The sequence below is a fragment of the Acinetobacter sp. Marseille-Q1623 genome, from assembly GCF_902809895.1.
In the GTDB taxonomy this organism is placed as follows: domain Bacteria; phylum Pseudomonadota; class Gammaproteobacteria; order Pseudomonadales; family Moraxellaceae; genus Acinetobacter; species Acinetobacter piscicola_A.
Window position 1 is genome coordinate 288,536 of sequence record NZ_CADDWG010000002.1, and the last position, 26,214, is coordinate 314,749.

At 38.9% G+C, this 26,214-nt stretch carries 21 protein-coding genes, 4 tRNA genes and 1 pseudogene; 13 read left to right on the forward strand and 13 right to left on the reverse strand.

The annotated features are described in order from the left end of the window. Positions 1–128: 128 nt before the first annotated feature. Together hcaR and HUV91_RS13995 are read left to right on the forward strand one after the other, a co-directional pair. Entirely contained in the window at positions 129–1,031 is a 903-nt protein-coding gene (gene hcaR / locus HUV91_RS13990) for a DNA-binding transcriptional regulator HcaR (protein ID WP_130072169.1), read from the forward strand. A gap of 291 nt (positions 1,032–1,322) precedes the next feature. Further along, entirely contained in the window at positions 1,323–1,997 is a 675-nt protein-coding gene (locus tag HUV91_RS13995; RefSeq protein ID WP_174493804.1) for a DUF1345 domain-containing protein, read from the forward strand. 80 nt (positions 1,998–2,077) lie between these two features. On the opposite strand, the gene HUV91_RS14000 is transcribed toward HUV91_RS13995, so the two are convergent. From HUV91_RS14000 to mhpD, 5 genes are all read right to left on the reverse strand, one after another. After that, complete coding sequence (locus tag HUV91_RS14000) at positions 2,078–2,935, reverse strand: alpha/beta fold hydrolase (RefSeq protein ID WP_130072171.1); 858 nt, start codon at positions 2,933–2,935, stop codon at positions 2,078–2,080. 241 nt (positions 2,936–3,176) lie between these two features. Then, positions 3,177–4,469, reverse strand: coding sequence for an OprD family outer membrane porin (locus HUV91_RS14005; RefSeq protein WP_174493805.1), 1,293 nt, complete (start codon positions 4,467–4,469; stop codon positions 3,177–3,179). A gap of 454 nt (positions 4,470–4,923) precedes the next feature. Next, entirely contained in the window at positions 4,924–5,943 is a 1,020-nt protein-coding gene (gene dmpG, locus HUV91_RS14010) for a 4-hydroxy-2-oxovalerate aldolase (protein ID WP_130072173.1), read from the reverse strand. 11 nt (positions 5,944–5,954) lie between these two features. Then, positions 5,955–6,854 carry an acetaldehyde dehydrogenase (acetylating) gene (locus tag HUV91_RS14015; RefSeq protein ID WP_174493806.1) on the reverse strand — a complete coding sequence of 300 codons (900 nt, stop codon included), beginning with the start codon at positions 6,852–6,854 and terminating at the stop codon, positions 5,955–5,957. 37 nt (positions 6,855–6,891) lie between these two features. Further along, positions 6,892–7,689: a 2-keto-4-pentenoate hydratase gene (gene mhpD, locus HUV91_RS14020; RefSeq protein WP_130072175.1), complete on the reverse strand. Its 798-nt coding sequence runs from the start codon at positions 7,687–7,689 to the stop codon at positions 6,892–6,894. Positions 7,690–8,125: 436 nt separating this feature from the next. On the opposite strand from mhpD, the gene HUV91_RS14025 reads away from it, so the two are divergent. Next, the gene (locus HUV91_RS14025; protein ID WP_174493807.1) at positions 8,126–8,353 is read left to right on the forward strand and encodes a hypothetical protein; all 228 of its coding nucleotides are present in this window, start codon (positions 8,126–8,128) and stop codon (positions 8,351–8,353) included. 194 nt (positions 8,354–8,547) lie between these two features. Here the strand turns inward: HUV91_RS14025 and HUV91_RS14030 are convergent, their stop codons facing one another. Further along, positions 8,548–9,204, reverse strand: coding sequence for an HAD-IA family hydrolase (locus tag HUV91_RS14030; RefSeq protein ID WP_174493808.1), 657 nt, complete (start codon positions 9,202–9,204; stop codon positions 8,548–8,550). A 227-nt stretch (positions 9,205–9,431) separates the two neighbouring features. After that, positions 9,432–10,382: an RluA family pseudouridine synthase gene (locus HUV91_RS14035; protein WP_174493809.1), complete on the reverse strand. Its 951-nt coding sequence runs from the start codon at positions 10,380–10,382 to the stop codon at positions 9,432–9,434. Positions 10,383–11,164: 782 nt separating this feature from the next. On the opposite strand from HUV91_RS14035, the gene HUV91_RS14040 reads away from it, so the two are divergent. The 7 genes from HUV91_RS14040 to HUV91_RS14070 all read left to right on the forward strand — a co-directional run bounded on the left by HUV91_RS14040 (position 11,165) and on the right by HUV91_RS14070 (position 17,814). Next, positions 11,165–14,653 carry an Rne/Rng family ribonuclease gene (locus HUV91_RS14040; RefSeq protein WP_174493810.1) on the forward strand — a complete coding sequence of 1,163 codons (3,489 nt, stop codon included), beginning with the start codon at positions 11,165–11,167 and terminating at the stop codon, positions 14,651–14,653. A 207-nt stretch (positions 14,654–14,860) separates the two neighbouring features. Next, positions 14,861–16,702 (forward strand): long-chain-acyl-CoA synthetase, encoded by a 1,842-nt coding sequence (locus tag HUV91_RS14045; protein ID WP_174493811.1) that lies wholly within the window; start codon positions 14,861–14,863, stop codon positions 16,700–16,702. Between the two features lie 192 nt (positions 16,703–16,894). Beyond that, positions 16,895–16,970, forward strand: a tRNA-Lys gene (locus HUV91_RS14050). A 22-nt stretch (positions 16,971–16,992) separates the two neighbouring features. Continuing rightward, positions 16,993–17,068: transfer RNA gene (locus tag HUV91_RS14055), tRNA-Lys, on the forward strand. Positions 17,069–17,124: 56 nt separating this feature from the next. Next, positions 17,125–17,200 (forward strand) — tRNA-Lys (locus HUV91_RS14060). Between the two features lie 260 nt (positions 17,201–17,460). Continuing rightward, positions 17,461–17,536 (forward strand) — tRNA-Lys (locus HUV91_RS14065). Positions 17,537–17,604: 68 nt separating this feature from the next. After that, positions 17,605–17,814 (forward strand): hypothetical protein, encoded by a 210-nt coding sequence (locus HUV91_RS14070; protein ID WP_174493812.1) that lies wholly within the window; start codon positions 17,605–17,607, stop codon positions 17,812–17,814. A 484-nt stretch (positions 17,815–18,298) separates the two neighbouring features. On the opposite strand, the pseudogene HUV91_RS14075 reads toward HUV91_RS14070, so the two are convergent. After that, positions 18,299–18,954 (reverse strand): annotated as a pseudogene (locus HUV91_RS14075) (IS5 family transposase). Between the two features lie 162 nt (positions 18,955–19,116). Then, positions 19,117–19,773, reverse strand: coding sequence for a hypothetical protein (locus HUV91_RS14080; RefSeq protein ID WP_174493813.1), 657 nt, complete (start codon positions 19,771–19,773; stop codon positions 19,117–19,119). Between the two features lie 305 nt (positions 19,774–20,078). Between HUV91_RS14080 and HUV91_RS14085 the strand changes: the two genes are divergently transcribed. Beyond that, complete coding sequence (locus tag HUV91_RS14085; RefSeq protein ID WP_130072183.1) at positions 20,079–20,345, forward strand: PspC domain-containing protein; 267 nt, start codon at positions 20,079–20,081, stop codon at positions 20,343–20,345. Positions 20,346–20,436: 91 nt separating this feature from the next. On the opposite strand, the gene HUV91_RS14090 is transcribed toward HUV91_RS14085, so the two are convergent. From HUV91_RS14090 to HUV91_RS16630, 4 genes are all read right to left on the reverse strand, one after another. After that, entirely contained in the window at positions 20,437–21,549 is a 1,113-nt protein-coding gene (locus tag HUV91_RS14090; RefSeq protein ID WP_130072184.1) for an HPP family protein, read from the reverse strand. Positions 21,550–21,660: 111 nt separating this feature from the next. Further along, complete coding sequence (locus HUV91_RS14095; protein ID WP_228721877.1) at positions 21,661–22,026, reverse strand: 2OG-Fe(II) oxygenase; 366 nt, start codon at positions 22,024–22,026, stop codon at positions 21,661–21,663. Positions 22,027–22,054: 28 nt separating this feature from the next. Next, a complete protein-coding gene (locus HUV91_RS14100; protein ID WP_174493815.1) occupies positions 22,055–22,567 on the reverse strand; it encodes a hypothetical protein in 513 nt (170 codons plus the stop codon). Further along, the gene (locus HUV91_RS16630; RefSeq protein WP_228721878.1) at positions 22,564–22,863 is read right to left on the reverse strand and encodes a hypothetical protein; all 300 of its coding nucleotides are present in this window, start codon (positions 22,861–22,863) and stop codon (positions 22,564–22,566) included. The genes HUV91_RS14100 and HUV91_RS16630 overlap by 4 nt, the downstream gene beginning before the upstream one ends. Before the next feature lie 294 nt (positions 22,864–23,157). Between HUV91_RS16630 and glyQ the strand changes: the two genes are divergently transcribed. Next, a complete protein-coding gene (gene glyQ, locus HUV91_RS14110) occupies positions 23,158–24,141 on the forward strand; it encodes a glycine--tRNA ligase subunit alpha (protein WP_130072187.1) in 984 nt (327 codons plus the stop codon). Further along, complete coding sequence (gene glyS, locus HUV91_RS14115; RefSeq protein ID WP_174493816.1) at positions 24,141–26,210, forward strand: glycine--tRNA ligase subunit beta; 2,070 nt, start codon at positions 24,141–24,143, stop codon at positions 26,208–26,210. The genes glyQ and glyS overlap by 1 nt, the downstream gene beginning before the upstream one ends. Positions 26,211–26,214 lie beyond the last annotated feature (4 nt).

A 26,214-nucleotide genomic window follows, 5' to 3' on the forward strand; every position in this document is an offset into this window, starting at 1 on the left:
TTGATGATTAGCAACAAATCATTTATTTTCTAAATATCATAATCATCTTCACGGAATGGTAAATTATAGATTATACTCAAGCAGTAACATACTAAGACATTTTTTGGATTACTCTTTGGAAGAGTTATATGGAATTACGACACCTCAGATATTTCATCACTGTAGCTGAAGAGCTTAATTTCAGTAAGGCAGCCTTAAAGTTATATACCGCACAACCCTCTCTTAGTCAGCAAATTAAAGACTTAGAAGAAGATGTCGGGGTTAAACTTTTAAATCGAACCAAACGTAAAGTAGAACTTACTGAAGAAGGTGCTGTATTTCTTGAACAAGCTCGTCTCACTTTAGCCCAAGCGGATAAAGCTGTCGCAATGGCACGCCAAGTGTCAAAAGCCAAACAACAGTTATTGCGTATTGGTTTCGTGCCTGTTGCCGAGATGAAAGTATTCCCTTATGTACTCCCAAATTTACGTGTTCAAAATCAAGAACTTAAAATTGAATTGCTCAGTTTAAATAACCTTGAACAAATGCGTGCTATTCAAAAAGGTGAATTAGACATTACTTTCACACGTCATAATTTTCATAATGAGGAAATTGAAAGTAAATTTGTGCTCCGTGAACCTTTGATCTTTATTTTGCCTGCAAATCATCCTTTGGCAAAATATGAGCGTATTCCTGTGAAAGCCTTGAATGGTATAGACTTTATTATCCCTGCTTTGGAGCAATCTGGCACTTTGCATAATGCCATTTTAGACTTTGCTAAAGCACAAGGGATTGAGTTCAATATTGTCCAAACGGCTGACAATATTTTATTTAATATCAACTCAATCGGTATGGGTTTAGGCTGCACCATTTTGCCTGGCTATATTGCCCCACTGACCATGAATAACTCTGTGATTCGACCTTTGGATGTCGAATTACCTTATCTCGATCTCTACGTCAGTTATCGTAAACATAGCAACTCATTCGCTGTACAAAAGTTCATCGAACTGCTCACCAAAGTGTTTTATCTCGATATCAATCGTGCTGAATAATAATTTTATTTTCATTATTTTTTTACGCTATTCACTCACTACTATTTTTTCAATGAATAATAGTGAGTTAAAACCAAGACCCAGTTCACACTTTAAAATGATATATAGATCTTAGATTTTTATCCACACCTATAATTTTACATCGTTTTAAAGTGCTATTTTTTGCACGACATCTATTCATGATCATTTTGGGTTTTTTATACAACTTAAGTCTAATGATTTATCGACAATTGCTTTAAACTGTTTTTTAGCGCCATAGAATAAAAAATCACATAATCTAGGTATTAGAAAATGATTAATATTTTTCAAATATTTAAAACCATTATACGCACTCGAATTCTCTTTTTTAGTACATTTTTAATCACAGCTTTACTTTATTGCATCATTACTTTTAGCACTGATTTTTTATGGTCTACACGACTTTTACTCAGTTGGAATCTTGCCATTGTGATGTATTTAGCGTTGACCATGCATGCACTGTGGCGAGCAGATACGCATAGTATTTTAAAACGTGCCCAACAACAGGATGAAAGTAAATGGGCGATCTTAGTCCTCCTCATCATGACATTAATCATGTGTTTTATTGCCATTATAGTTGAATTGTCACAGTTACCCTCTACGCCCACGATTCGTTTTGGTCATTTATCTTTAGCCATTCTTACCATTATTTTTGCTTGGCTTTTTATGCATACTATTTTTGCTATTCATTATGCACATGACTTTTATTTAGCCAAAGCCAAACATTTGGAGGGTGGTTTAGATTTTCCAAAGACGCCCAATCCAATTTACCCTGACTTTGTCTATTTTAGTTATGTCTGTGGCACCTCTGCACAAACTGCTGATGTTTCTATTAGCTCTCGTCCAATGCGTGTTTTGAATACTCTTCATATCCTGCTCGCCTATGGCTTTAATACCACCATTTTAGCAATTTGCATCAATGTTGCCGCAAGTTTTATTATGAGCTGAAAGGTGCTCAATTACATATCAAATCAAGCATAAAAAAGGACAGCTTTCGCTGCCCTTTTATTAACTGCAATACAGACCGTTTACACGCCACGTGCGGTTAAATAATTTTTAATTACAGTATTAAATTCTTCTGCTTTCTCAACTTGTGACCAGTGACCACATTGGCTGAAAATGTGCGCATCTGCATGTGGCACAATATTTAAGATATCCCATGTACGAGAAACAGGAATTACCACATCTTGCGTACCATGAATCAATAATACAGGGACTGTAATGTCTTTCATTTTTTCAAAATCAAGCGGGAACTCAAAACGATCTCGGTCACGTGCCCCCACAACATCCATCAGACGGTTAGATGCATAATCATTTGCAGCAGAAGCAAAACGTACTTTTACCAGCTCATCAGTGATCAAGTCTTTGTTCACAACGAACATTGACAATGTTTTCTTGATTCCTTCTTCAGTCAATACAGGATTGGCATGTGCTTTAAGTGCAGCAGTTTGTTTTGCACCACCTGTACCCATTGAAACAATACCGAGTACACGCTCTGGATAATCAAGCGCCATTTGGAATGCCAACCAACCACCCAAAGAATTACCCACAAGCCAAGTCTTTTCAATGCCTAAGGCATCTAAAGTACGCACTGCATGATCCACCCACGCACGGATACCATAGGCGGTATTTGGTGCAACAACAGTTTGACCATAACCAATAGTATCAATGGCGATACAACGCGCTTGCTCACCGATTTGTGGCAAGTTTAACCACCAGTTTGCTGCAGCAGAAACACCTGTACCAGAACCATGTAAGAATAGGATCGGTGTACCCTCACCCACTTCATGGTAATGTGTTAATTCACCTTCAGCCGTTTCAATCCATTTATCTTCCAAACCGAAGAAAGCATCAGTTTTATAATCTGGGATTTGTACAGTACTCATACCTATTCCTTTTACAGCTTATCTATGGGTTGAACCTATTTAAAATATCGTTCTCAATAGATTCAAATGACCTAATTTACCGTTTCATAGTACCTGTGAATGCAAGCGAAATTGATATTTAATAACGATGACAAACTACAAAAAAACGATTATTTAAACATATGTTTTATAATGATTTAATACGATTTAAAGCCATAATAAAAACGTGCCGTCTATGCAGCACGTTTTTAAGCTTGTTTAATTAGAAACGATACGTATAAGTCGTTGCAACACGATGTTCTTGTAAATCAACGAAGCCCGGGACATTGTCATAGTTCACATCGATATACATCCACTGAAAACCTAAACCTTTGAGCTTACCTTCAGGCACAACATAATTCACGATCAAATTATCTTCTTGCTCTTTGCCTCTTGTACCATTTTTATTATCAATATTAGATCCATCATAATGACGTGCTGTCACGGTCAAACCTCGCGCAACAGTATCTTTAAAGTCATAGGTATAACCTAGACTCCAAGATTTTTCATCTTTACGAATAAAACTTGCGACAGACCAATTGGCTAAATACGGCTGTGGTACCCAACCCGACAGCGTTGGCATAAATGGTGTATGTGTACCATGCTCACCAAACATTTGCTGCCAACCTGCATCCATTGTGTGGTTACCATGTGTCCAAGCTGCTTTTAATGACAAAGCTTGGTTATCAATCTCACCATATAAAGCCTCACCCGATTCACGATTATCAAAATAGCGTGCATGAGTTGCGAGTTTATTCTTGGCATCTAGTTTTTTGTTATAGGCAAAGCCTACATAATTTTGACGATAAATATTTTCTACATCACCATAGAAATAACTTGCAGATAATTCAGGTGTCACTTGATAGTCAATTCCCGCAACCCACATTGCTTCACTATCACCAGACTTTACTTGATTCTTTTCTGTATTTAATTCATTTGGCCAAAGTTTAAAATCATGGACTTGGTTTTCATAACGGGCATTGATTCCATCTAAATAACCTAAAGTCAGTTTGGTATTTTTCAGATCTTTAGACTCTAACCACACCCCTTCAAAGGTAGTCAATAATTGACGTGATGGGTCAAAATGCACCACTGGGGTTGCAGGTAAAATTTCACCAATACGTAATTCCGTTTGACTCACTTTCGCCTTTAAAGTCGCGCCAAGCTTAGCATTATCGCGTGCTTGTTCTTTAGTGGCATAATCGTACGGCATAATGTAATCGTTATCACCACGATCACCACTTAAACGCACCGCGTATTGTGCCAAAACATCCACACCCATTTGTACAGGGCCAATTTCGGCATAACCTGATTTTGCATCTAAGGTGATACCTTGAGACCAACTACCAAAATCCTGAGTTTTGTTGGGATCAGGTTGGTCGATTTGACGATCTAGATAAAAATTTCTCAGTTTGAGTTGCACTTGGCTATCGTCAAAAAAATCTGCATAAGTTGCAGTTGTCCCTAAAGCAGCAGTTGCAGCACACATTGCTATCCATAATGATTGACGACGCATGGCTAAATTTCCCAATAATCAAATTAAGCTATGTCACCATCATGCTGAACGATATAAAAAGTTAATATCAGACCACAGTATAAGAATTTTCAGCGAAATCTCGATGGATAAAAACCATCATTTGAATACTATATTTTTTAATATTTTTTAACAATAAGGCTTTTAACACCTTTATTTCAGTTTATGATTTTAAATCTATTTAAATACCTTTATTAATTCTAAATTATCTTAAATATTCTTACATTATGAAATCTGTTAGTGTTTTTTTGTTTAAGTTATTTTTATTTAAAAAAACCTTAAACCTTAGATTTATAAGAAAAAACGTTTACGTAAAAGAAATTTCCTATAGCCCAATATTCAACATACGCTACAAATCAAAATTTAACTCAAAGGATCACAAAATAAAAAAGCGCCCTTTCGGACGCTTTCATATTCTTAAACATCAAAATGATGATTAAGCATTCGCTTCTTTCGCTTTTGACATGGTGAGTGCCAAATCTTCAATCATATCTTCTTGACCACCGACCGTACCACGACGACCAAGTTCAAGTAAGATTTCACGTGCAGATACGCCATATTTTGCTTCAGCACGTTTTGCAAATAACAAGAATGAAGAATAAACCCCTGCATAACCCAAAGTCGCTGCATCACGATCCGCACGAATCGGTTGTTGCATCATCGGTACAATCAGTTCTTCAGCAATATCCTGTACTTTAAACAAGTCCACACCTGTTTCGATTTGCATACGGTTTGCAACCGCAACAAACAGCTCAAGTGGTGTATTGCCTGCACCTGCGCCTAAACCTGCTGAAGCCAAGTCCACACGTTTTGCACCCGCATCTACAGCCGCAACCGAGTTTGCGACACCCATACCCAAGTTATGGTGACCGTGGAAACCGATTTCGATGTCTGAGCCTAAGTTTGCACGTAAAATCCCGACACGGTCAGTCACATCCTGTGGAAGCATATAACCTGCTGAATCAGTAACATAGATACAGTTTGCACCGTATGACACCATTTTCTGTGCTTCTTCGAGTAATTTCTCAGGAGATGCCATATGTGCCATCATTAAGAAGCCCACTGTGTCCATTCCGAGTTTACGCGCAGCAGTAATATGCTGCTCAGACACATCCGCTTCTGTTGAATGCGTTGCCACACGAATAGTTGCCACACCAACATCATGTGCCATTTTCAAGTGATCAACCGTACCGATCCCAGGTAAAAGTAAAGCTGAAACTTTGGCTTGTTTTAAGTTTGGAATGACTGCTTTTAAATATTCTTCATCAGTTGCGGCAGCAAAACCATAGTTGACTGAGTTACCCCCCAAGCCATCACCATGTGTCACTTCGATTAATGGCACACCTGCTTCATCGAGTGCAGTGGCAATTGCAACCATTTGTTCAGGTGTTGTTTGATGGCGCATTGGATGCATACCATCACGTAAAGTCATATCATTAATAATAATCTTAGACATGAAAATGCTCCTTATGCTTCTACTTGGTTAGCGATCAAACGCTCTGCAAACATTTCAGCAGTACGTGCTGCGGCTGCGGTCATGATGTCAAGGTTACCTGCATATTTAGGTAAGTAGTCACCCAAACCTTCTACCTCTAAGAACATAGATACACGGTTACCATCAAATACAGGACCATTCACCAATTTATAACCTGGTACATATTTTTGAACTTCTTTGATCATAGCATGCACAGATTCAGTGATTGCCGCTTGATCAGGTTCACCTTCAACCAAACAGTGCACTGTGTCACGCATCATGAGTGGTGGCTCAGCAGGGTTAATAATGATGATCGCTTTACCTGCTTTTGCACCACCGACTTTTTCAATTGCGCCCGCAGTAGTACGTGTAAATTCATCAATATTTTTACGTGTACCTGGTCCCACTGACTTAGTCGATACAGTGGCAATGATCTCGCCATATTCAACAGCTTGCACACGAGAAATCGCCGCTACCATCGGAATGGTTGCTTGCCCACCACACGTCACCATGTTTACATTTGGCAACTCACCCGCTGCAAGCAATGCTGCAAGATTCACAGGCGGTACACAAAAAGGACCAATTGCCGCAGGCGTTAAATCAATCATTTGTACGCCAAGCTCATTTAACTTACGGCTATTTTCAGCATGAACATATGCAGAAGTCGCATCAAAAGCAATTTTGATGTCATCTTCTAAAACATGTGGCAATAAACCATCAACACCATCACTGGTGATTTTTAAGCCCATTTTTGCCGCACGTGCCAAACCTTCCGAAGTTGGGTCAATTCCCACCATCCATACAGGTTCTAAAAATTCGCTACGTTGCAATTTATAAAGTAAATCAGTACCAATGTTTCCTGGACCAATCAATGCACATTTAATCTTTTTCATGAACAATATCTCTTAAAATACGCTGTAAAATTCAAGCTTATTCAGCTGCAAAAGCTGCAGTCACTGAACCAAAACCTTCGATTTCCACAACAAATTCATCACCCGCATGTGCCACAACCATCGGTCCAAGTGCACCCGTTAAGATGATGTCACCTGCCAACAATGGACGACCACGACGTACCATTTCATCTGCCAACCACACAGCCGCATTCAATGGATTTGAAAGACATGCTTTACCCACACCTTGGGAGACCACTTCACCTGCACGTGTCATCGTCATTTTGCAATTGACGAGGTCAAGATTTTCAAGTTTCACAGGTTTTGAGCCCAGTACATAAGCAGCAGAAGATGCATTATCTGCAACCGTATCAATCAAACTGATTTTCCAATTTTCGATACGACTATCCACCACTTCAACAGCAGGCAAGGCATATTCAGTTGCACTGATAATATCTGCATAAGTGTGTTTTTCTTGGGTTAAATCTTTATTGATAATTAACGCAATTTCAGCCTCAACTTTCGGCTGAATCAATAAACCCGCAGGAATGGCTTCACCATCGCCATATGCCATGTCTGCAAATAGCATCCCAAAGTCAGGAGAATCAACACCCAATTGCTTCTGTACAGCAATTGAAGTTAAACCGATTTTACGCCCCACTAAACGGCGACCCTCAGCAAGCGCACGTTGAGTATTGACTTCTTGAACAGCATAAGCGATATCGACATCGGCACACTCACCGCCCAATTGTGGGCGAATTGGTGCAATCGCAGTTTTTGATATTTCAGCATCACGGATGGCTTGGGCAACTGATTCAACAACAGCAGAATTCGACATCAATATTTCCTTAAACGACAAAAATAGAGTTATACCGTTAGATGGCGCAACCTTCACAACACAGCGCTCAAGGTTTTGCAAATAGATCAGACCAATCATTGCAGTTTGTCTGCATCTGATTATTTCTTTAAAACGGATACTTTTATGAACAGTTTAAGCATCGGTAAAATGCTGTTTTTGTGCCAATACTTATTTTATTTATAACAATAGTTAGAACCTATAAATAATAGGAATAATTTTCAACATAAAAAACAACTGTTTAAAATCAATCACAAAGACCACTAAATTACTCAGAATTAAGATTTAATTATTTTTTAAATTTTTCTTTTTCTACGACTAAAAGATAATATGAGCCTGTATATTCACTCACAATTTTTGAATCATGATGAAGAACACTTATGCTTGAGCCTTATCAACTTATAATAAAAACAACACAATGATCACATCTTTTTCTAAAATACTCGGTCTACTGACACTTCTTTCACTGGGTTCTATTTCCTCAGACGCTTTCGCAAACAACGATCAAGCTCAACTTAAAGGGAAATATCTCATTTTAAATAGGGCAACTTGCGCGGGCTTAAAATTTAATGCTCAAGCCACAGCGGCTGCATGGCAAAATGACATGGAATGTTCTCGTGGTTATAAAAATACAAATGAAATCTAACCACCACGACATGATGTTTATAAAATTATGAAAATTCAAAATAAAATGGTCACTGTTACTCACTATTGGATCGACTGGAACACGCATCAACCTGAAATTCAAAACTTTAAAATTAAATAAAAAAGCTGCGTGACTTCAATAACGTAGCTTTTTTGATTTTTATGGATGATTAATCCATATTCGGCAGCAACACGCTAAGCATCGACTTGTGTATTTAAAAATTGATGCAAAGCAGCGACATCATGCGCAATACTGAGTGGCTGAAAGCTTTGTAAAACTTCAACACTATGTACACCATAACTCACCCCTACACGCGGCATTGCAATATTTTTTGCCATTTCCAAATCATATGAGGTATCACCCACCATAATCGCACGATCTGCCTGAATACCTGTCTGTTGTAAAATTTCAGCCAACATTAATGGATCAGGTTTGGATTTGGTTTCACTTGCAGCACGGGTCACACAGAATAAATCACGACTATCGGTTTGTCCTAAAACACGGTCTAGACCTTTACGGCTTTTACCAGTTGCAACGGCCAACTTGAGATTTTTTGCACTCAAATCATGTAACATTTCCGACACACCCGCAAACCACTGATCACCTCTAGAATGCTCTACATAATGATCACCGTAGGTTTTCAAAATATCACGATGTAATTTCGGTACCGTCGGAAATAAAACTTGCGCCACTTCAGGCAAGCCCAAACCAATAATACTTTTTGCCGCATCATCTGTTAAAGGCTGTTCAAATTGCTGTGCAGCAAATTTTAAACTCGCCACAATTTGCCCGACAGAATCAAACAATGTTCCATCCCAATCAAAAATAATCAGCTCTACAGGTTTTTGCATGACTTTTCTCAATAAAATCCCCTCTCCTTTTAGGAGAGGGTTAGGAAGGGGTTTTATTAAATAAATTCCATCATCCTAACCTTCTCCCTGAGCCACATATGGTAAATAGAAGGAATGTTCAATCTAATAAAATGAATAACTATGGTTGATCATTTAGGTAAAAACTGATCAGCCTGCCCTTTTAATTAATCAATACCACTTCATAAAAGGAGAGTATTTTTAAGCAATTAAGCAGTTGGCTTATCCGCTTTTTGCGCTCTTAACTGAGCCACCAAACTCTGCATATCTTCAGGCAACGGCGCTTCAATAGTTTCATAACCAGGAATTTCCAAACGCATCGCATGTAAACATAAACGGCGTGGATTTGGTCCACGGTATTCAGTCTCATGACCATATTTGTCATCCCCCACCAAAGGATGCCCAATACTTAAACCATGCACACGAATCTGATGCGTACGTCCTGAAAGTGGTGATGCATAAACCAATGTGGCATGCATAAAACGTTCAGCCACTTTCCATTGTGTCTTAGAATCTTTACCATCTTTTGACACACGGACACGACGCTCACCATTTGCCAATTCATAACGTAACAAAGGCTGATCAATCAATTGATTATCTAAACTTACTTGCCCTTTAACAATCGCAGCATACGTTTTTTGAATTTTGTGTTCACGCAATAAATCTTGCAATGTTTTCAAGACACTTCGTTTTTTAGAAATCATCACTAAGCCCGATGTATCACGGTCAATACGATGTATCAGTTCTAAATATTTTTTACCTGTCGCCGCGCGTAAACCCTCAATTAAGCCATATGCCACACCACTCCCACCATGTACAGCAATACCTGAAGGCTTATTGACCACCATCAAACCTTCATCTTCATACACCACACGGCTGAGTAGACTTTGTGCAACCTTATCGGATACAGGTACAGTAGATTCATCTTTTTGTTCAAAGCGAATTGGAGCAACACGAATTTGATCACCAATGGCAAGTTTGGTTTCTGCCTTTACTCGTTTTTTATTGACTCGGACTTGACCTTCACGAATCAAACGATAGATACGACTTTTCGGTACGCCCTTTAAACGTGAAAATAAAAAATTATCAATGCGTTGCGCTTCCTGATGTTCGTCAACTTCAAACCAGGTGACACTTTGCCAATCTTGCGTAGAATTCATACAGTTACGATGACCCAATAAAAACGAAATTTTGATTAAAAACTGATCACTTAGACTATACATTTCATACAAAATAACCGTATAGCCCATAGGCAGATGATGCAAGGTTTGCTATAGTCAGCGCACGGATACCACCGTAAGTGAACTTTACACGTATGTTCTCAGAAACTTTTGAAACGAAAAACTTTTTGAAAGCATAGACGTGATAAAGGATTCACCCAAAGCTCGGAATGGTCCCAAAAGAATATGCCGACGCCGAAGGCTTATTATATCGGCAAAATGACAGACTGTTGCGTTTAATTGTACTTAAAGTACATAAATCAGTTTGTTTAAAAATATATGCGCCAACCTCTACGTTGGTTTTTAAACATAAACTGATACACATCAGACAAGTCGCTAGAGCAATTTCAGGACATAAGTGTTTGAGGCATTGGAACTGCACAACTTGTAAAGATACGATGATCATTCCGTATCAAGACATACTTGATCTCAAATAAGACGAGTTAATCTTCGAGCAGTATGTGCCAGTGAAAGACGACATAACAGTCATCCAATGCACCACTTTTTAGTGCCAGTGAAGCGCTCAAAAACTTTAATCGTGCAAAGGTTAAAGTAGGATTGCAACATCACACAGATGTAATTCCCCGCCCATTCATAGGCAGGCAAATCATCTTTAGACGCATTAAGATTTATCCAAAATCAACAATGTATTTCTAAGCCATGATGTTTGTTAGACTAAAACAGCGAGTTGTCGGTGTGGATCACTATTAGGTGTTACACCCATGAAACGTATGTTGATTAATGCAACACATGCCGAAGAAATTCGCGTTGCACTTATCACTGGTCACCGCCTTTACGATTTTGACTTAGAAAATCGCACGCGTGAACAAAAGAAAGCCAATATCTACAAAGGTCATGTGACTCGTGTAGAACCGTCTTTAGAAGCTGTATTTGTAGAATATGGTGCAGGTCGTCAAGGTTTCTTGTCGATGCGTGAAATTGCCAACTCTTACTACAAAGCAGATCCTCGCCAAACTTCAAACATTCGTGAACTCATTACTGAAGGTACTGAGCTTCTTGTCCAAGTAGAAAAAGAAGAACGCGGCAACAAAGGTGCAGCACTTTCCACTTATATTTCGCTTGCAGGTCGTTATTTGGTCTTGATGCCAAACAATCCAAAAGGTGGTGGTATCAGTCGTCAAATTTCAGGTTCAGTCCGTGAAGAACTGAAAGAAATGTTGGCTTCATTAAATACCCCACGTGGTATGAGTGTGATTGTTCGTACCGCAGGAATTGGACGCTCACAAGAAGAACTACAACTCGACTTACAACATTTATTAGACCTTTGGGCACAGATTCAAGGCACTGCGAATTCAGGTCCATCTCCGATGTTAGTACACCAAGAAGCAGGTGTAGTAACACGTGCCATTCGTGACTATCTACGTGATGATGTTGCCGAAATTTTAATTGATTCTGAGCAAGCGTATAACGAAGCGTATAACTTTGTTAAAGCCGTGATGCCGAACCAACTCGACAAACTCAAAACCTACACCATCAATGAGCCTCTATTTGCCCATTTCGGGATTGAAAGCCAAATTCAAACAGCCTATGAGCGTGAAGTAAAACTTCCTTCTGGTGGTTCAATTGTCATTGACCAAACTGAAGCGTTGGTTTCGATTGATATTAACTCAGCAAAATCGACACGTGGTCATGACGTAGAGGAAACTGCGTTAAGTACTAACTTAGAAGCGGCTGAAGAAATTTCTCGTCAACTGCGTTTACGTGATATTGGCGGTCTAGTGGTGATTGATTTTATCGACATGACCAAAGAGCGCAACCAACGCATGGTTGAAGCTAAACTTCGTGAAGCGACTCAAAGTGATCGTGCCCGTATCCAATTCGGTCAATTATCACGTTTTGGTTTAATGGAAATGAGTCGTCAACGCTTACGCCCTTCTCTTGAAGAAGCAACAGGTTATGTCTGCCCTCGCTGTCATGGCACAGGCATGGTACGTGACTTACGTTCACTTTCACTTTCAATCATGCGTAAAGTAGAAGAAATTGCGCTTCGTGAACGTCATGGTGAAGTTCAAGTTGAAGTTCCTGTTGAAATTGCAGCATTCTTATTGAATGAAAAACGTCATAGCCTTGTCTACTTAGAACAAACTTCAAATGTACGTGTGACTGTATTGCCACATCCACATTTAGAAACGCCTCATTACGAAATTTCATATAACCCTGAAGGCTTTGCACCAACCAGTTATGAACGTACTGAAGCAACTCGTTCAAGCGAAAAAGAGTTAGGTTATGAGTCTTCTGAATGGCATTTAGAAGAAGAACAGCAACAAGCTGCTCAACTCAACCCAGCTGCGCCTGCTCAACAGCAAAATCAAAAGCAAGGCAACAGCAATAGAAAGCAAAATGCAGCACAAGCGCAACAACAAAAACCACAACAAGTGGTGCAAGCACAAGTTGCACAACCTTCATCTAGCCCATGCGCATGGTTAGAAAACTTGTTTGTACAAAAACAAGCAACAACTATTGATCAATCACGTACTGCAAACAATGCAGCAGCTGCGATTGAACAAATGATCAATGGTGGTGCAGTCAGTCGTGGTCAGTTTGGCCAAGTGAATACAAACGTTGTCGCTGCGCCAGTACCAACAACAGCACCTCAACGTCCAGTCGCAGACACCAATGCTTATTTAAGTCACACGCCTGTTCAAAAAAATGAACAACGTGATTACGCTGAAAAAACGCTTGAGAAAGATGAAAAATCTCAACGTAACAACAAAAAACGTAATAACAATAATAAGCACAAAGAAGCGCGCGAACAGTCACATGAACAAAATCAAGTGATTGAAGAAGTTGTGCAAGCGCCACGTCATGAACAGCGTGAACCACGTCAAGAGCAACGCCGTCAACAGAAACAACAGCGTCCTCAACACGATCAGCAACAGCAGCATGCAGATGTAAATCATCACGCTGAACCTGCAGTTCCACGCCGTGATCGTAACAACCATCAACGTCCAAACCGTCCAAATCGCCACCGCGATGCAAGCGTGTTTAATGATGAGCAAAATCCAACTGCACAAGCACAGGTCACTGCACCTGTTGAAGCAAAAGCAGTAGAGAAAACTGCAAGCATTAAAGTGGACTTGGTTGATGCTCCACGCAATGACACATTGACCACTGCACTTGTGGTCAATGTAGATCAATCAAAAAGTGAAATCATCGCTTTAGCACCACAACAAAAAGCTGTGCCAACCTCAAAAGAAGTGACAGTGCCTGTTGTCGCTAAAACTGAAGTTGAAGCACTGGTGAGCCAAGATATCGCTCAGCCTGTGGCAAAAAAAGTTGAGGTTACATCTGTACCTGAGCAGCAGCTTGAAGCGCCAAGCCAACCTGTAAAACGTGCAAGCAATGATCCACGCCAACGCCGCCGTCAACAACGTGAAGCAACAAAATCTACACCTGTTGCAGCACCAAGGCTAACACCGTCACAAGTGCCAACTTTAGGTCAATACACCATTGGCAGCTTAATTCGTCATGTATATGGTGAAGACTGTGCGGTATTAATTGAACAATTTGGACTGATTCCAACCTTCAATCGTGCACTACAAAAGTTCACAGATGAGTATGCATCTACACTTCAAATTGAAAAATCTGAAGTCGCAGTAGAGAAAAAAGCAGTCACTCGTGATGTGGAAATTAGCAAGGCTGCACCTGAAGCTGAACCTGCGCCAGTGTTAGACTTAACACCGCCAAAACCTGTTTCAGACAAACGTGTTGCTAACGATCCTCGCGAACGTCGCCGTTTAGCAAAGCTTGCTGCTGAACAAGCAAAACAAGCACATGTGGAACAAAAGCATGCGACTGAAACAATAACTCCTGTTCAAGCCGTAGCTGCAGCACCTATTGTTGAAGTAGCAATCGTCGAAACAGCAGCAACACAAAATGATGCTGTACACGCTGAAAACCCTTCTGACACAGCAACTGAAACTACGGTTGAAATAACACCAAAAGTTGAAGTACACGCTGAGCCACAGGCTGTTGAAGCAAAGGCAGAAACAACTGAAAAACCGCAAAGCAAAGCAAAAGCACAACAAGACTTAGCACTTGATACTGCAACATCTACACCAGTAGAAAAAACCAGTAAAAAAGCTGAGACAAATGCAGATGCTGACAAAGCTGATGGTGAAAAACCAGCGCGCCCACGCCGTCCTCGTGGTCGCCCACCAAAAAAAGCGACACCGCCTGCAGCTGAATAATTTGCTGAATTGCGGGTAATTTTAAAAAACCTAGTCATTTCGATGGCTAGGTTTTTTTGCTATTTTTAATACTATTTTGATGAGTTTTGTCAAATTAGGTTGATTGCACTAGCACTATACCCTTAAAAGGACAACTGTAAAATTTACGTAAAGTTACTCGCAAACAAAATAGACTTTATTGGATTACGAAAAATAAATAGGATGCTTATGAGCGCAAATATACAAAACGATCTTATTGGGATTACTGATGTCGCAGCACGATTACCTCAGTTTCTCAGTAAAGTACCCAATTTACTCACAGGACTAAAACAAGCCTATTTACGTACACCCAATACGCCTTCGGGTTTAGGTCTAGCATTTGAACGTGCAGTGAAACGTAACCCTTATGGCGATGCTTTGCTTTTTGAAGAGCAACGTTTTAGCTATAAAGAACTTAACAATTGGGCAAACCAAATTGCACACTACTATTTGTCGATTGGTGCAAGCAAAGGTGATGTCATCACGGTGATGATTGAAAACCGCCCTGAATTAATTGCAACAGTCATTGCTTTAGCAAAAATTGGGGTAACCTCTGCACTGGTCAATACCTCTCAAGTCGGCAAAGTACTTGCCCATAGCATTAACCTCGTAAATCCTATCGCAATTATTGTTGGTGAAGAATGTCGTGCAGCAGTGGATGACATCCGCCAAGATCTTAATATTGCACAAGATCGCTTTCACTGGTTTGCTGACCAAGAAACGCAAAAAGATGTGGGTCAAGCACCTAAAAATTATGTCAACATTGCAGAAGTCATTGATCGTTTCCCTAAATTCAATGTCCCAACAACCCATAAAGTCACAGGCAAAGATGGCTTATTTTACATCTATACCTCAGGGACGACAGGTTTACCCAAAGCAGTTATTTTTACCAATAGCCGTTGGATGCTCGCTTTTGGAACCTATGGGCATGTACTCAATTTAAATGAAGATGATGTCTTGTACTGCACCCTACCCCTCTATCATGCAACAGGTATGGTGGTGTGTTGGTGTGGAGTAATCGCAGGCGCAGCTACACTTGCAATTCGCCGAAAATATTCAACTTCTAGTTTCTGGACTGATGTACAGAAATTTAATGCATCTGCCATTGGTTATGTCGGTGAACTCTGCCGCTATTTAATGGATGCACCACCGTCAGACAATGATCGCAAACATCGTGTCACCAAAATGATCGGCAATGGGATGCGCCCCAATATTTGGAGCAAATTCAAACAACGCTTTGGTATTAAAGAAATTTTAGAATTGTATGCATCAAGCGAAGGTAATGTCGGTTTTAGCAACATCTTCAACTTTGATAATACAGTCGGTTTTTCACCAATCCCTTATGCAATCATCCAGTTTGACAAAGAAAAGAACGAAGCTGTACGTGATAAAAAAGGTTATTGCATTAAAGTTAAAAAAGGTGAAGTTGGCTTACTGCTGGGTAAAATCACGAAACGCTCACCTTTTGATGGCTATACTGACCCTGAAAAAAATAAATCTGTGATCATGCATGATGTTTTTACTCAAGGTGACTCTTACTTTATTACCGGTGACTTAGTCCGTGATATTGGCTTCCGTCATGCACAATTCGTTGACCGTCTAGGCGATACATTCCGTTGGAAAGGTGAAAACGTATCGACTACTGAAGTTGAAAATATTGTTAGTGAATACGAAAAAATCACTGAAGCGGTGGTTTATGGAGTCGAAATTCCAAACACCAATGGGCGTGCAGGTATGGCAGCCATCACGTTAAATGATGGTGTTGAACTTAGCGAACAAGACTTAACCAATATGGTCACTGAGTTCAAAAAAGGTTTACCTTCTTATGCAGTACCTGTATTTTTACGTATTCAAGAAGCCGTAGAAACCACGGGTACTTTTAAATACCAAAAAAATAAACTCAAAGAACAAGGCTACGATCCGAAAAAAACCACAGATCGTTTATATGTTCTTTTACCAGGTGCAAATCATTATTGTGAAATTAACGATGAAATTTGCCAAAATATAGAAGCATATAAGTATCGTTTCTAATGCCAGCTTCGGTTATAAATGGAATTTTTAGAAAATAACCCCTAAAATTGTGTTATTTATAACCGAACGCTGCAAACTTTATTAATTTTTACTTGCGCTCTATCAATAAATTGCTAAAATACGCTCCATCAAAACAAAGTAGTGTTTAAATTTATTTTACACTACGTATTTAAGTGAAAACTTAGATATAGTGGGTCGTTAGCTCAGCTGGTAGAGCAGCGGACTTTTAATCCGTTGGTCCCGCGTTCGAATCGCGGACGACCCACCACTTATTTTGATCATCTTTAGATGGGTCGTTAGCTCAGCTGGTAGAGCAGCGGACTTTTAATCCGTTGGTCCCGCGTTCGAATCGCGGACGACCCACCATCTTATTGTAAAAGCTAATTTTACAATACCTGCTCAGGATAGCTTATCCTTGCTCAGGGTCGTTAGCTCAGCTGGTAGAGCAGCGGACTTTTAATCCGTTGGTCCCGCGTTCGAATCGCGGACGACCCACCATTCTTTCTTAGGGCTTCTTTCTATACCAGCTTGGTATATAATGAATAGAAACCTACAAGTTCCGACCAAGACTAAACATCTTCTTCAGATGCTTCGCCATTCTCGAAATTTTGTTAATTTTATCTGTTAAAGCTATAAATTTGATATTATATATCAATTATTTAACTTAAAAACAGTTAGATGGTATTGTGGTCTAATATTAAAAATCAGACACGGCGTTTTCTTGTAAAATTTTAAAATGATATTTTAAAGTTTTTTCAGGGTTGTTAGCTCAGTTGGTAGAGCAGTAGACTCTTAATCTATTGGTCGTGGGTTCGAACCCCACACAACCCACCATATATTTCAACAACTTATAGAAAATAAAATAAAAACAAAATTAGCTGTTTAGGAATAGGTAGCAAAAAATGAATAATTTGATTGATGGATTAAGAAATCTAGAATATGAAAACAAGAGACAAGCTGAAAGACTTAATTCTGAAATTCAAAAAATCTTAGAAGCTGAAGACAATCGTATTACTAGAAATCTCGATACAAAAATCAATCTTCAAATTTGTATTAATCTTATAATATGCAAATTACATACAAATGAGCAAATACTTAAATTCGGAGAATAGACTATTGTCAAAAAACTCATTAATAGTCTCGATGTCATTCTAAGTAAATTGCTTCACCCACCTAGCCCATTTTCCATAGAAAATGAAACATACTTTACAAGTATCTCTCCAATTTTCATTAAAGAAATACAGCACCACGAGTATAGAAATTTCCGTACTTTTAATGACTAGTATAGATTACATTCAATACTAAATTATTTTTTTATAGATTCCGCTAAATTTAAACAATTTATCTATCATCTTGAAACAAGATCAGCTCCTACAAAATCTATGACTGAACAAGCTTGCGATTATCTAATAAAAATTTTTGAGTCATTAAGCGAAGAAGACAATAACAAAGTGTATGAAAAGAACAGTGGTAAAAGTTGCATTAAATCGCTCATAAAAAGCCAAATTAACAAGGAAATAGGCTTTGTCGCACAAACATTCAAAAGCTAAACTTTCACCAAGTTATCCAAATTTAGGTGACAACTCGGGTGTGAGGTCAACCCAACGCCGTAAATGTATTTAATACTGCCACACGTGCATGCATCTCGTTGACTTGGCTTTGAAAGCTCCTTGCACTCAGTTTATCGCCTGAGAAGCTCTGCTTCGTAAGATTTGATGCAATGCATTTTGGTTTCGACCAAACTTCGCCGATGATAGCCTGACCATTTTTTCCATAGTGTGCTGCCTAAATTTTTAACTGTTCGAAGTAATTCATTTCGCTATAGCGAGCTGGTCTTTGTATCTTTCCAAAGTTTCGCATTTTTTCTTGGTGGAATCACCGCATGCGCTTGTCGCTCTGCGATGACCTGACGACATTGTTTGGTGTCATAAGCCCCATCAGTATAGACCGAGTCTATCTGTTCTTCTTGTGGAATCTGATCCAGTAAATCATCAAGCACCTGTGAATCACTCATATTGTTGGTTGTGAGCTAAATAGCGCGTATTTGAAGGGTTTCAGCATCAATACCAATATGTAATTTACGCCATTGGCGACGATATTCAGGCTGATGTTTTTTAGGTTTCCATTCGCCTTCACCTAAAAACTTTAAGCCAATAGAATCAACGAATAGAAATATTTCCTCGATTTATTAATGCTCTGTTATAAGAAGACCAATGGGTTGTACGATAGATTTTAGGTGTGGGCTTATTCATTTGAGAATTATAATACCGAATAAGCCTTTAACGGTAGTTTTGTGCAACAAAGCCCTTTAAATCCAATAATTACCCCCATTTATAAATACACGTAAGTCCTAAGCGACTCAGCAAGTGGATTAGGGGTTCATCCCCCACACAACCTATCAATTTATTTTTGTTTTAATTTTCTTCTTCGCTTATCAACTTTTTCAATACATATTCCTGCGTTGGAACATATGTACCGTCAATAAATCGACCATTTTCTATCTCATTATTTGAATAAATATTTTTTAAATCAATAACTAAATCACCATTTTTATTAACGTTATAATAAAAATATACACCCTCTATACGACGTATTTCGATTTGCCGTGTTTGGGGATTAAATCGCCATGTATTTTGTTGATATACGCGATTTGCTTGGTTAGATTTCTTTTCATAGCTCATTTTCCCCAAATAAATTAAAGTTCGATGTGAAGTACCATCTTTAAGTAAATTAATCACAAACTCAGCTTTACCTTGTGCACATAATGCGAATTTTTCCCTGCAATCAACAATTACATGATAACGCCCAACATAAGGTTGCGACTGTGTAGAGACAATTTCTTGAGCAGCAGATTCAGAAGATTGTGCATGTGGCAATGCTGTTCTGCCTGCAACTTCTGTTAGACGTTTACCCTCTTGTTGTGCATCCTGTTTCAGCTCCCCAAGATTTGTACTATTTGCTGCTATTTGATCCGCAGATTGCTGCGGAAAATCACACGCTGTAAGAAAACTACATATTCCAACCGTGATAATTTTAGCGAGATAGGGTTGAAAATTTAGAGATAACTTCATATTTCATATCTATAAAACGATCTTTGAGCTTAAAATTCAAATTTTGTAATAATCGCTCTATAGTAATTTATTTTTATATAAACTATAAATTGATCAACCGCAATTGTTACAAAAAGACACAACTATTCAAATCATTAGCACACATTTTTATCTCAAATTTATCACTATGGATGAGATCAATATCTGCTTGTTATTTACAGAAAATACACAATCGCAATAAGATTTCCTCTTTAAAACCATTCAACTCGCCCAATATATATTTTAAAGGTATTTTCCTTTTTAAATTTTTTTAGGAGAAACAATTCATGGCCAAATCTGGTTTATATCGTTCTAGCCGACATAATATGATCGCCGGTGTCATGGGCGGTATTGCTGAACGTTTTGGTTGGAATGTCACATTATTACGCATCATTTTCGTTATCGTTTCATGTATGAGTGCGGCTTTTCCAGGAATTTTAGTTTATCTGGTGCTTTGGTTATTGATTCCTAAACAGGATTTGCAATTGCAGTCCCCATACTCAAATGGTTATCAACAACCCATTCGTACTGTGCAAAACGAAAAATTTAAATAATCTTTCACTCATTGTTTTAATACACTGTTTCATTTTCACCGCTACGACAAAGTATCCCCTAAACTGTCGTAGCGTTTTTTATATCCAAATTTTAATTTTTTAAACTTTTCAAGCTATTGATCTGTTGTTGTAAGGCAGCAATCATATCTGCACGACTAATAATACCCACCAATCGATGTTGCTCAACCACAGGAATATAGTTAAAAGAACGTTCTACAAAATAAGGCACTAAATCTTGAATGTCTTGCTGTGGTTGCACCGTAACGACTTTCCGATTCATAATTTGTTTGACCATATGTTCCCATGATGCTCGTGGATCGGCAGCTCGTTTAAACCACTCAACGACATCATATAAAGCCAACGTTCCAACCAATTCTTGTTGTACATTAATGACGGGTAAGCTCATCAAATTCACTTTTTTAAACTGATCTAAAGCATGATGAATATTATCATTTTCCTGCAAACTCATCACATCTTTCGACATAATGTCTTCACAGAGAAACTGTGTCACTACACGCGCACTGGCTTTTTCTTGTGCCTGTAAAATAATTTTTTGCAGGTCATATTCGCTAATATCTAACAACTGAGTTTGTTGCTCTAAAACCTCTTGAATATCTTGCGGTTGAATGGTGACTTTTTGTGTCGGTGTGGGATCTTTAGAACGTGTATTGACTTGAGCCACTTGTGGATATTGCTTGCCAAGTAAACGGTTAAAAATAATTGCCACAGCCAAAAGCAAAACAGAATTTAATAAAACAGGATAGAAAATAAAGTTGTAGCCCAATTGATGAATCGAATCTCCGCCTAACACGGCTGTAATTGCAACTGCCCCACTCGGTGGATGTAGCGAATCTGTGGTCATCATCAAGAAAATAGCCGTAGCAACTGCAATACTAAATGCTTCTGTTTGATTGGAAATAAACATCGCACAAGTCACCCCTATCACCCCTGCAATGATATTGCCCACCACCATATTCCACGGTTGTGCTAAGGGACTTGCAGGAACGGCAAAGAGTAAAACTGACGATGCGCCCATCGGTGCGATATACCATGCATTAAAATCACCCAACACATACCAACTGATGAGCGATGAGATTGCTAAACCTAGTAATGCGCCAACACCACATAACAATCGGTCTTTGAGGGGTAAAACTTTAAAATTGGGTTTTAGGGTATTAAGCCATTCAAGTTGAGTATGAAACACGTCGTTCCTTGATTTTACCGATTTGAGTATAATTATACGTCGTTGTAGTCATAAGATATATTTAATATCCATCTTATGAAAAAAATTATGGTTTGAAGATTAAGTTTTGATTTATGCTGCTAATATCCACCCCACACTCAATACATATCGTGCAGAACCACTGACTTTCGTGACTGAATGTGTATATACATCTGAACGAAATAATTTGATTCGGTCTAAATTTAAAATAGGCTTTTCACAGATAAACTCACCGCCTTTCTTTGATTTTTTAATGATGATATTTAAACGAAAATGTCGCCCTGCTTTGACAATATCCCGATGAGGTGGAATTTCTGAGCCTATCGGAAAGCGCAATAAAAATAGATCTACTTTAATACCCATTGGAATATAGGCTAAGAGCAGTTTGTCATAGCCTGATTGTTGTCGACCTTTTTGCCAAACTAACCATTTCTGGTCAAACAAAGCTAATTTCATCATCCACCTAAATCATTTTAAGTTATTGTGATCAATCTATCATTAGTTTTGATTGAAATTGATGTATCATTTTTAAAATATAAGCATCTGTATTTAAATGGTTAAATTCATAATGATAAATTGAAGATTCATCCATAGAAAACATATATAAATCCTCACTTAACTGATACCAGACTGTCATTGCTGGATGATAAATTTCTTTTAATTCTGGGCTTAAATTTATATTTTCACAAATCTCCGTTAATTCACTGACAGCCTTTTCAGGTTTAATTTTCCCAAGAATCACTTCATCACAATAAAACTGCAAATATGCATAAATTGCTGCTTTATCACTTGGATGAACTAAACCAATTTCGTCAATAGACTGAGTAAAATAGTGTTCAGCAATATTCAACTCAGGAAAAACTTCCAACATCAAAGACACTAAAGCAATAATCGACTCTGTTTCAAAACCTTGCTCAAGTTTCAAAATTGCCCAATCAATATAATCTTCCACACTTCTTTCATGAACTAAATTTTTGCCAATAATTTCTAAATGATTCATCTATTTTCCATCGAATAAAAATTCATGACTTGATCATGATGAACTTCTAACATCCAGCTTCTTGTACGATCAACAATATTTAAACTAAACCCGACTAACCAACTAAAAACATCCCAATGTTTTACAAAAACTTTCCATTTGGTTTTTATAACATTTTCATCATAAAGCATGTAAATATCTTGATCGAAAGGAATTTCTAGCTCAAATAACCATTCACGAACATTGGCAATATCTTGTTCAGAATCCCAACCATCCACAATATTTAAAAATTTCTCATACTTAAAAGACTTTGGCATTTAAAAAAAAACAGTCGAGAAAACTCAGTTGCCTCGAATCCCTTTAAAAAAGTTGTCCGCTCAGCAAGATAATTCTCTATTTCATATTCATCATCTAAAAAAGACAATCCAAATGGCAAGTCTTTAAAACTTGTCCAACTTTTGAATTTATTTTCATAATCGGTTAGATACATGTTTTGCTTTAATTCTGATCACCATGAAAAACAGTATAACTTGATCTATAACCTTTGCCACTCTCCCCCAAAATCCTTATACTTAGAACCAATTTTTTCTAATACTTATAGTGGATGCTGCATGAGTCGCGCCATATCGCATATTGATACATTCCAAGGCTTAATTCTTGCCTTACAAAACTACTGGGCTGAACAAGGTTGTGTGGTGTTACAACCTTACGATATGGAAATGGGTGCAGGGACATTCCACACAGCAACCTTCCTTCGTGCGCTTGGTCCTGAAACATGGAACGCAGCATACGTTCAGCCTTCACGTCGTCCAAAAGACGGACGTTATGGCGAAAACCCAAACCGTTTACAGCATTATTACCAATTCCAAGTGGTGCTTAAGCCAAACCCTGACAACATTCAACAGTTATACCTTGACTCGTTAAAAGCGATTGGGATCGACACGTTGACTCACGACATTCGTTTCGTAGAAGATAACTGGGAGTCTCCAACACTTGGTGCATGGGGCTTAGGTTGGGAAGTTTGGCTCAACGGTATGGAAGTGACTCAGTTCACTTACTTCCAACAAGTCGGTGGTGTTGAGTGTTACCCAGTTACAGGTGAAATCACATACGGTTTAGAACGTTTAGCCATGTACCTACAAGGTGTAGATTCTGTTTACGATCTTGTTTGGACTAAGGGTCAATTCGGTACTGTGACTTATGGCGATGTGTTCCATCAAAACGAAGTAGAACAATCGACTTATAACTTTGAATATGCCAACGTTGAAAAAATGTTTGAGCTTTTCGACTTCTATGAAGCTGAAGCAACACGTTTAATGGAAGCTGAACTTCCACTTCCTGCGTATGAACAAGTCATCAAAGCATCACACAGCTTTAACTTGCTCGATGCGCGTGGCGCAATCTCTGTAACTGAACGTCAACGCTATATTTTACGTGTACGTACATTGGCCCGTTCAATCGCACAAAGTTATGTAGCTGCTCGTGCAAAACTTGGTTTCCCAATGGCTGAACCACACTTACGTGATGAGGTATTGGCACAGTTAAAAGCACAAGTTGAAGCTGAAGCAAATGCTGAATCTAAGGAGAGCAAATAATGTCTAAACATACAGTATTGTTCGAATTAGGCTGTGAAGAACTTCCACCAAAAAGCTTAAAAACTTTACGTGATGCATTACAAGCTGAAACGGTTAAAGGTTTAAAAGATGCAGGCTTAGCATTTGATTCTATCGAAGCTTATGCAGCACCACGTCGTTTGGCATTGAAAATTGTCAATGTTGACGGTGCTCAAGCAGACACTCAAAAACGTTTTGATGGTCCTGCAAAACAAGCTGCTTTTGATGCTGAAGGCAAACCGACTAAAGCACTTGAAGGCTTTATGCGTGGTCAAGGCATCACTGTAGATCAAGTATCAACTTTCCAAGCAGGTAAAGTTGAAAAAGTGTGTTATTTGAAAGATGTGAAAGGTCAAAGCCTTGACGTTTTACTTCCACAAATTCTACAAACTGCGTTGGACAATCTACCAATTGCAAAACGTATGCGTTCAGCGGCAAGCCGTACTGAATTCGTTCGTCCTGTAAAATGGGTTGTATTGCTGAAAGACAATGACGTGGTTGATGCAACCATTCAGGATCATAAAGCGGATAACGTGACATATGGTCACCGTTTCCATGCACCTGAAGCAATTACATTGGCAAATGCAGATGATTATTTACCAAAATTAAAAGCAGCGCATGTTGTTGCTTCTTTTGAAGAACGCCAAGCACTCATTGACAGTCAAGTCAAAGCACTTGCAGATGAAGTGAATGCGATTGCGATTGTACCAAGCGACCTTCGTGATGAAGTGACTGCTTTGGTTGAATGGCCTGTTGCACTTCGTGCAAGCTTTGAAGAACGCTTCCTTGCTGTTCCGCAAGAAGCATTAATCACCACCATGCAAGACAACCAAAAGTATTTCTGTTTGGTGAATGCGGACAATAAACTTCAGCCTTACTTTATTACCGTTTCAAATATTGAGTCTAAAGATCCAACTCAAATTATTGAAGGTAACGAGAAAGTTGTACGTCCTCGTTTGTCAGATGCTGAATTCTTCTTCTTGCAAGACCAAAAACAACCGCTTGCTTCACGTCAAGAAAAATTGGCAAACATGGTGTTCCAAGCTGAATTGGGTACTTTATGGAACAAATCTGAACGTATTGCCAAACTTGCTGTGGCTTTAGCGCCAATCACAGGTGCAAATCCTGCCGATGCTGAAAAAGCGGCACTGCTTGCGAAATGCGACTTAACCTCTGAGCTTGTAGGTGAATTCCCAGAACTTCAAGGGATTGCAGGGACTTACTATGCACGTCTTGAAGGTGAAAACGATGAAGTTGCAGAAGCTTTAGGTGAACAATATCTTCCTAAATTTGCAGGTGATGTTTTACCGAAAACTAAGACAGGTACGACTATTGCCCTTGCAGATCGTTTAGATACGCTCACAGGTATTTTTGGTATTGGTCAAGCACCGACAGGTTCGAAAGACCCGTTTGCACTTCGCCGTTCTGCGATTGGTATCTTGCGTTTAGTGACTGAAAACAATCTTGATGTTTCAATTGAAGAATTGATCAAGCTTGCTTTGGCTGCCTATGGCGATGTGATTAAAGATCATGCGAAGACTTTAAATGATGCGGTTGCATTCCTTGAAGGTCGTTATCGTGCGAAGTATGAAGATCAAGGCGTTGCGGTTGATGTGATCCAAGCAGTTCAAGCGCTTTCTCCAAAATCTCCTTTAGATTTTGATAAGCGTGTAAATGCGGTAAATCATTTCCGTGACTTGCCTGAAGCTGCTGCACTTGCTGCTGCCAATAAGCGTGTTGCGAATATCTTAGCAAAAGAAGCTGCGCCTACAGGTGAAATCGTTGAATCTAAATTAGTTGAAGATGCTGAAAAAGCGCTTTATACGGAGATTCAAAATCTTCTTCCAGTAGTTCAACCGCTTTTGGCTGCGAAAGATTATACTGAAGCACTTTCTAAATTGGCTGCTTTACGTGCGCCAATTGATGCTTTCTTTGATAATGTCATGGTCATGGCTGAAGATGCTGAACTGAAAGCCAACCGTTTACGCATCCTTGCGCAGTTGCGTGGTTTGTTTACAGCTGTGGCAGATATTTCGGTGTTGCAGCACTAAGCTA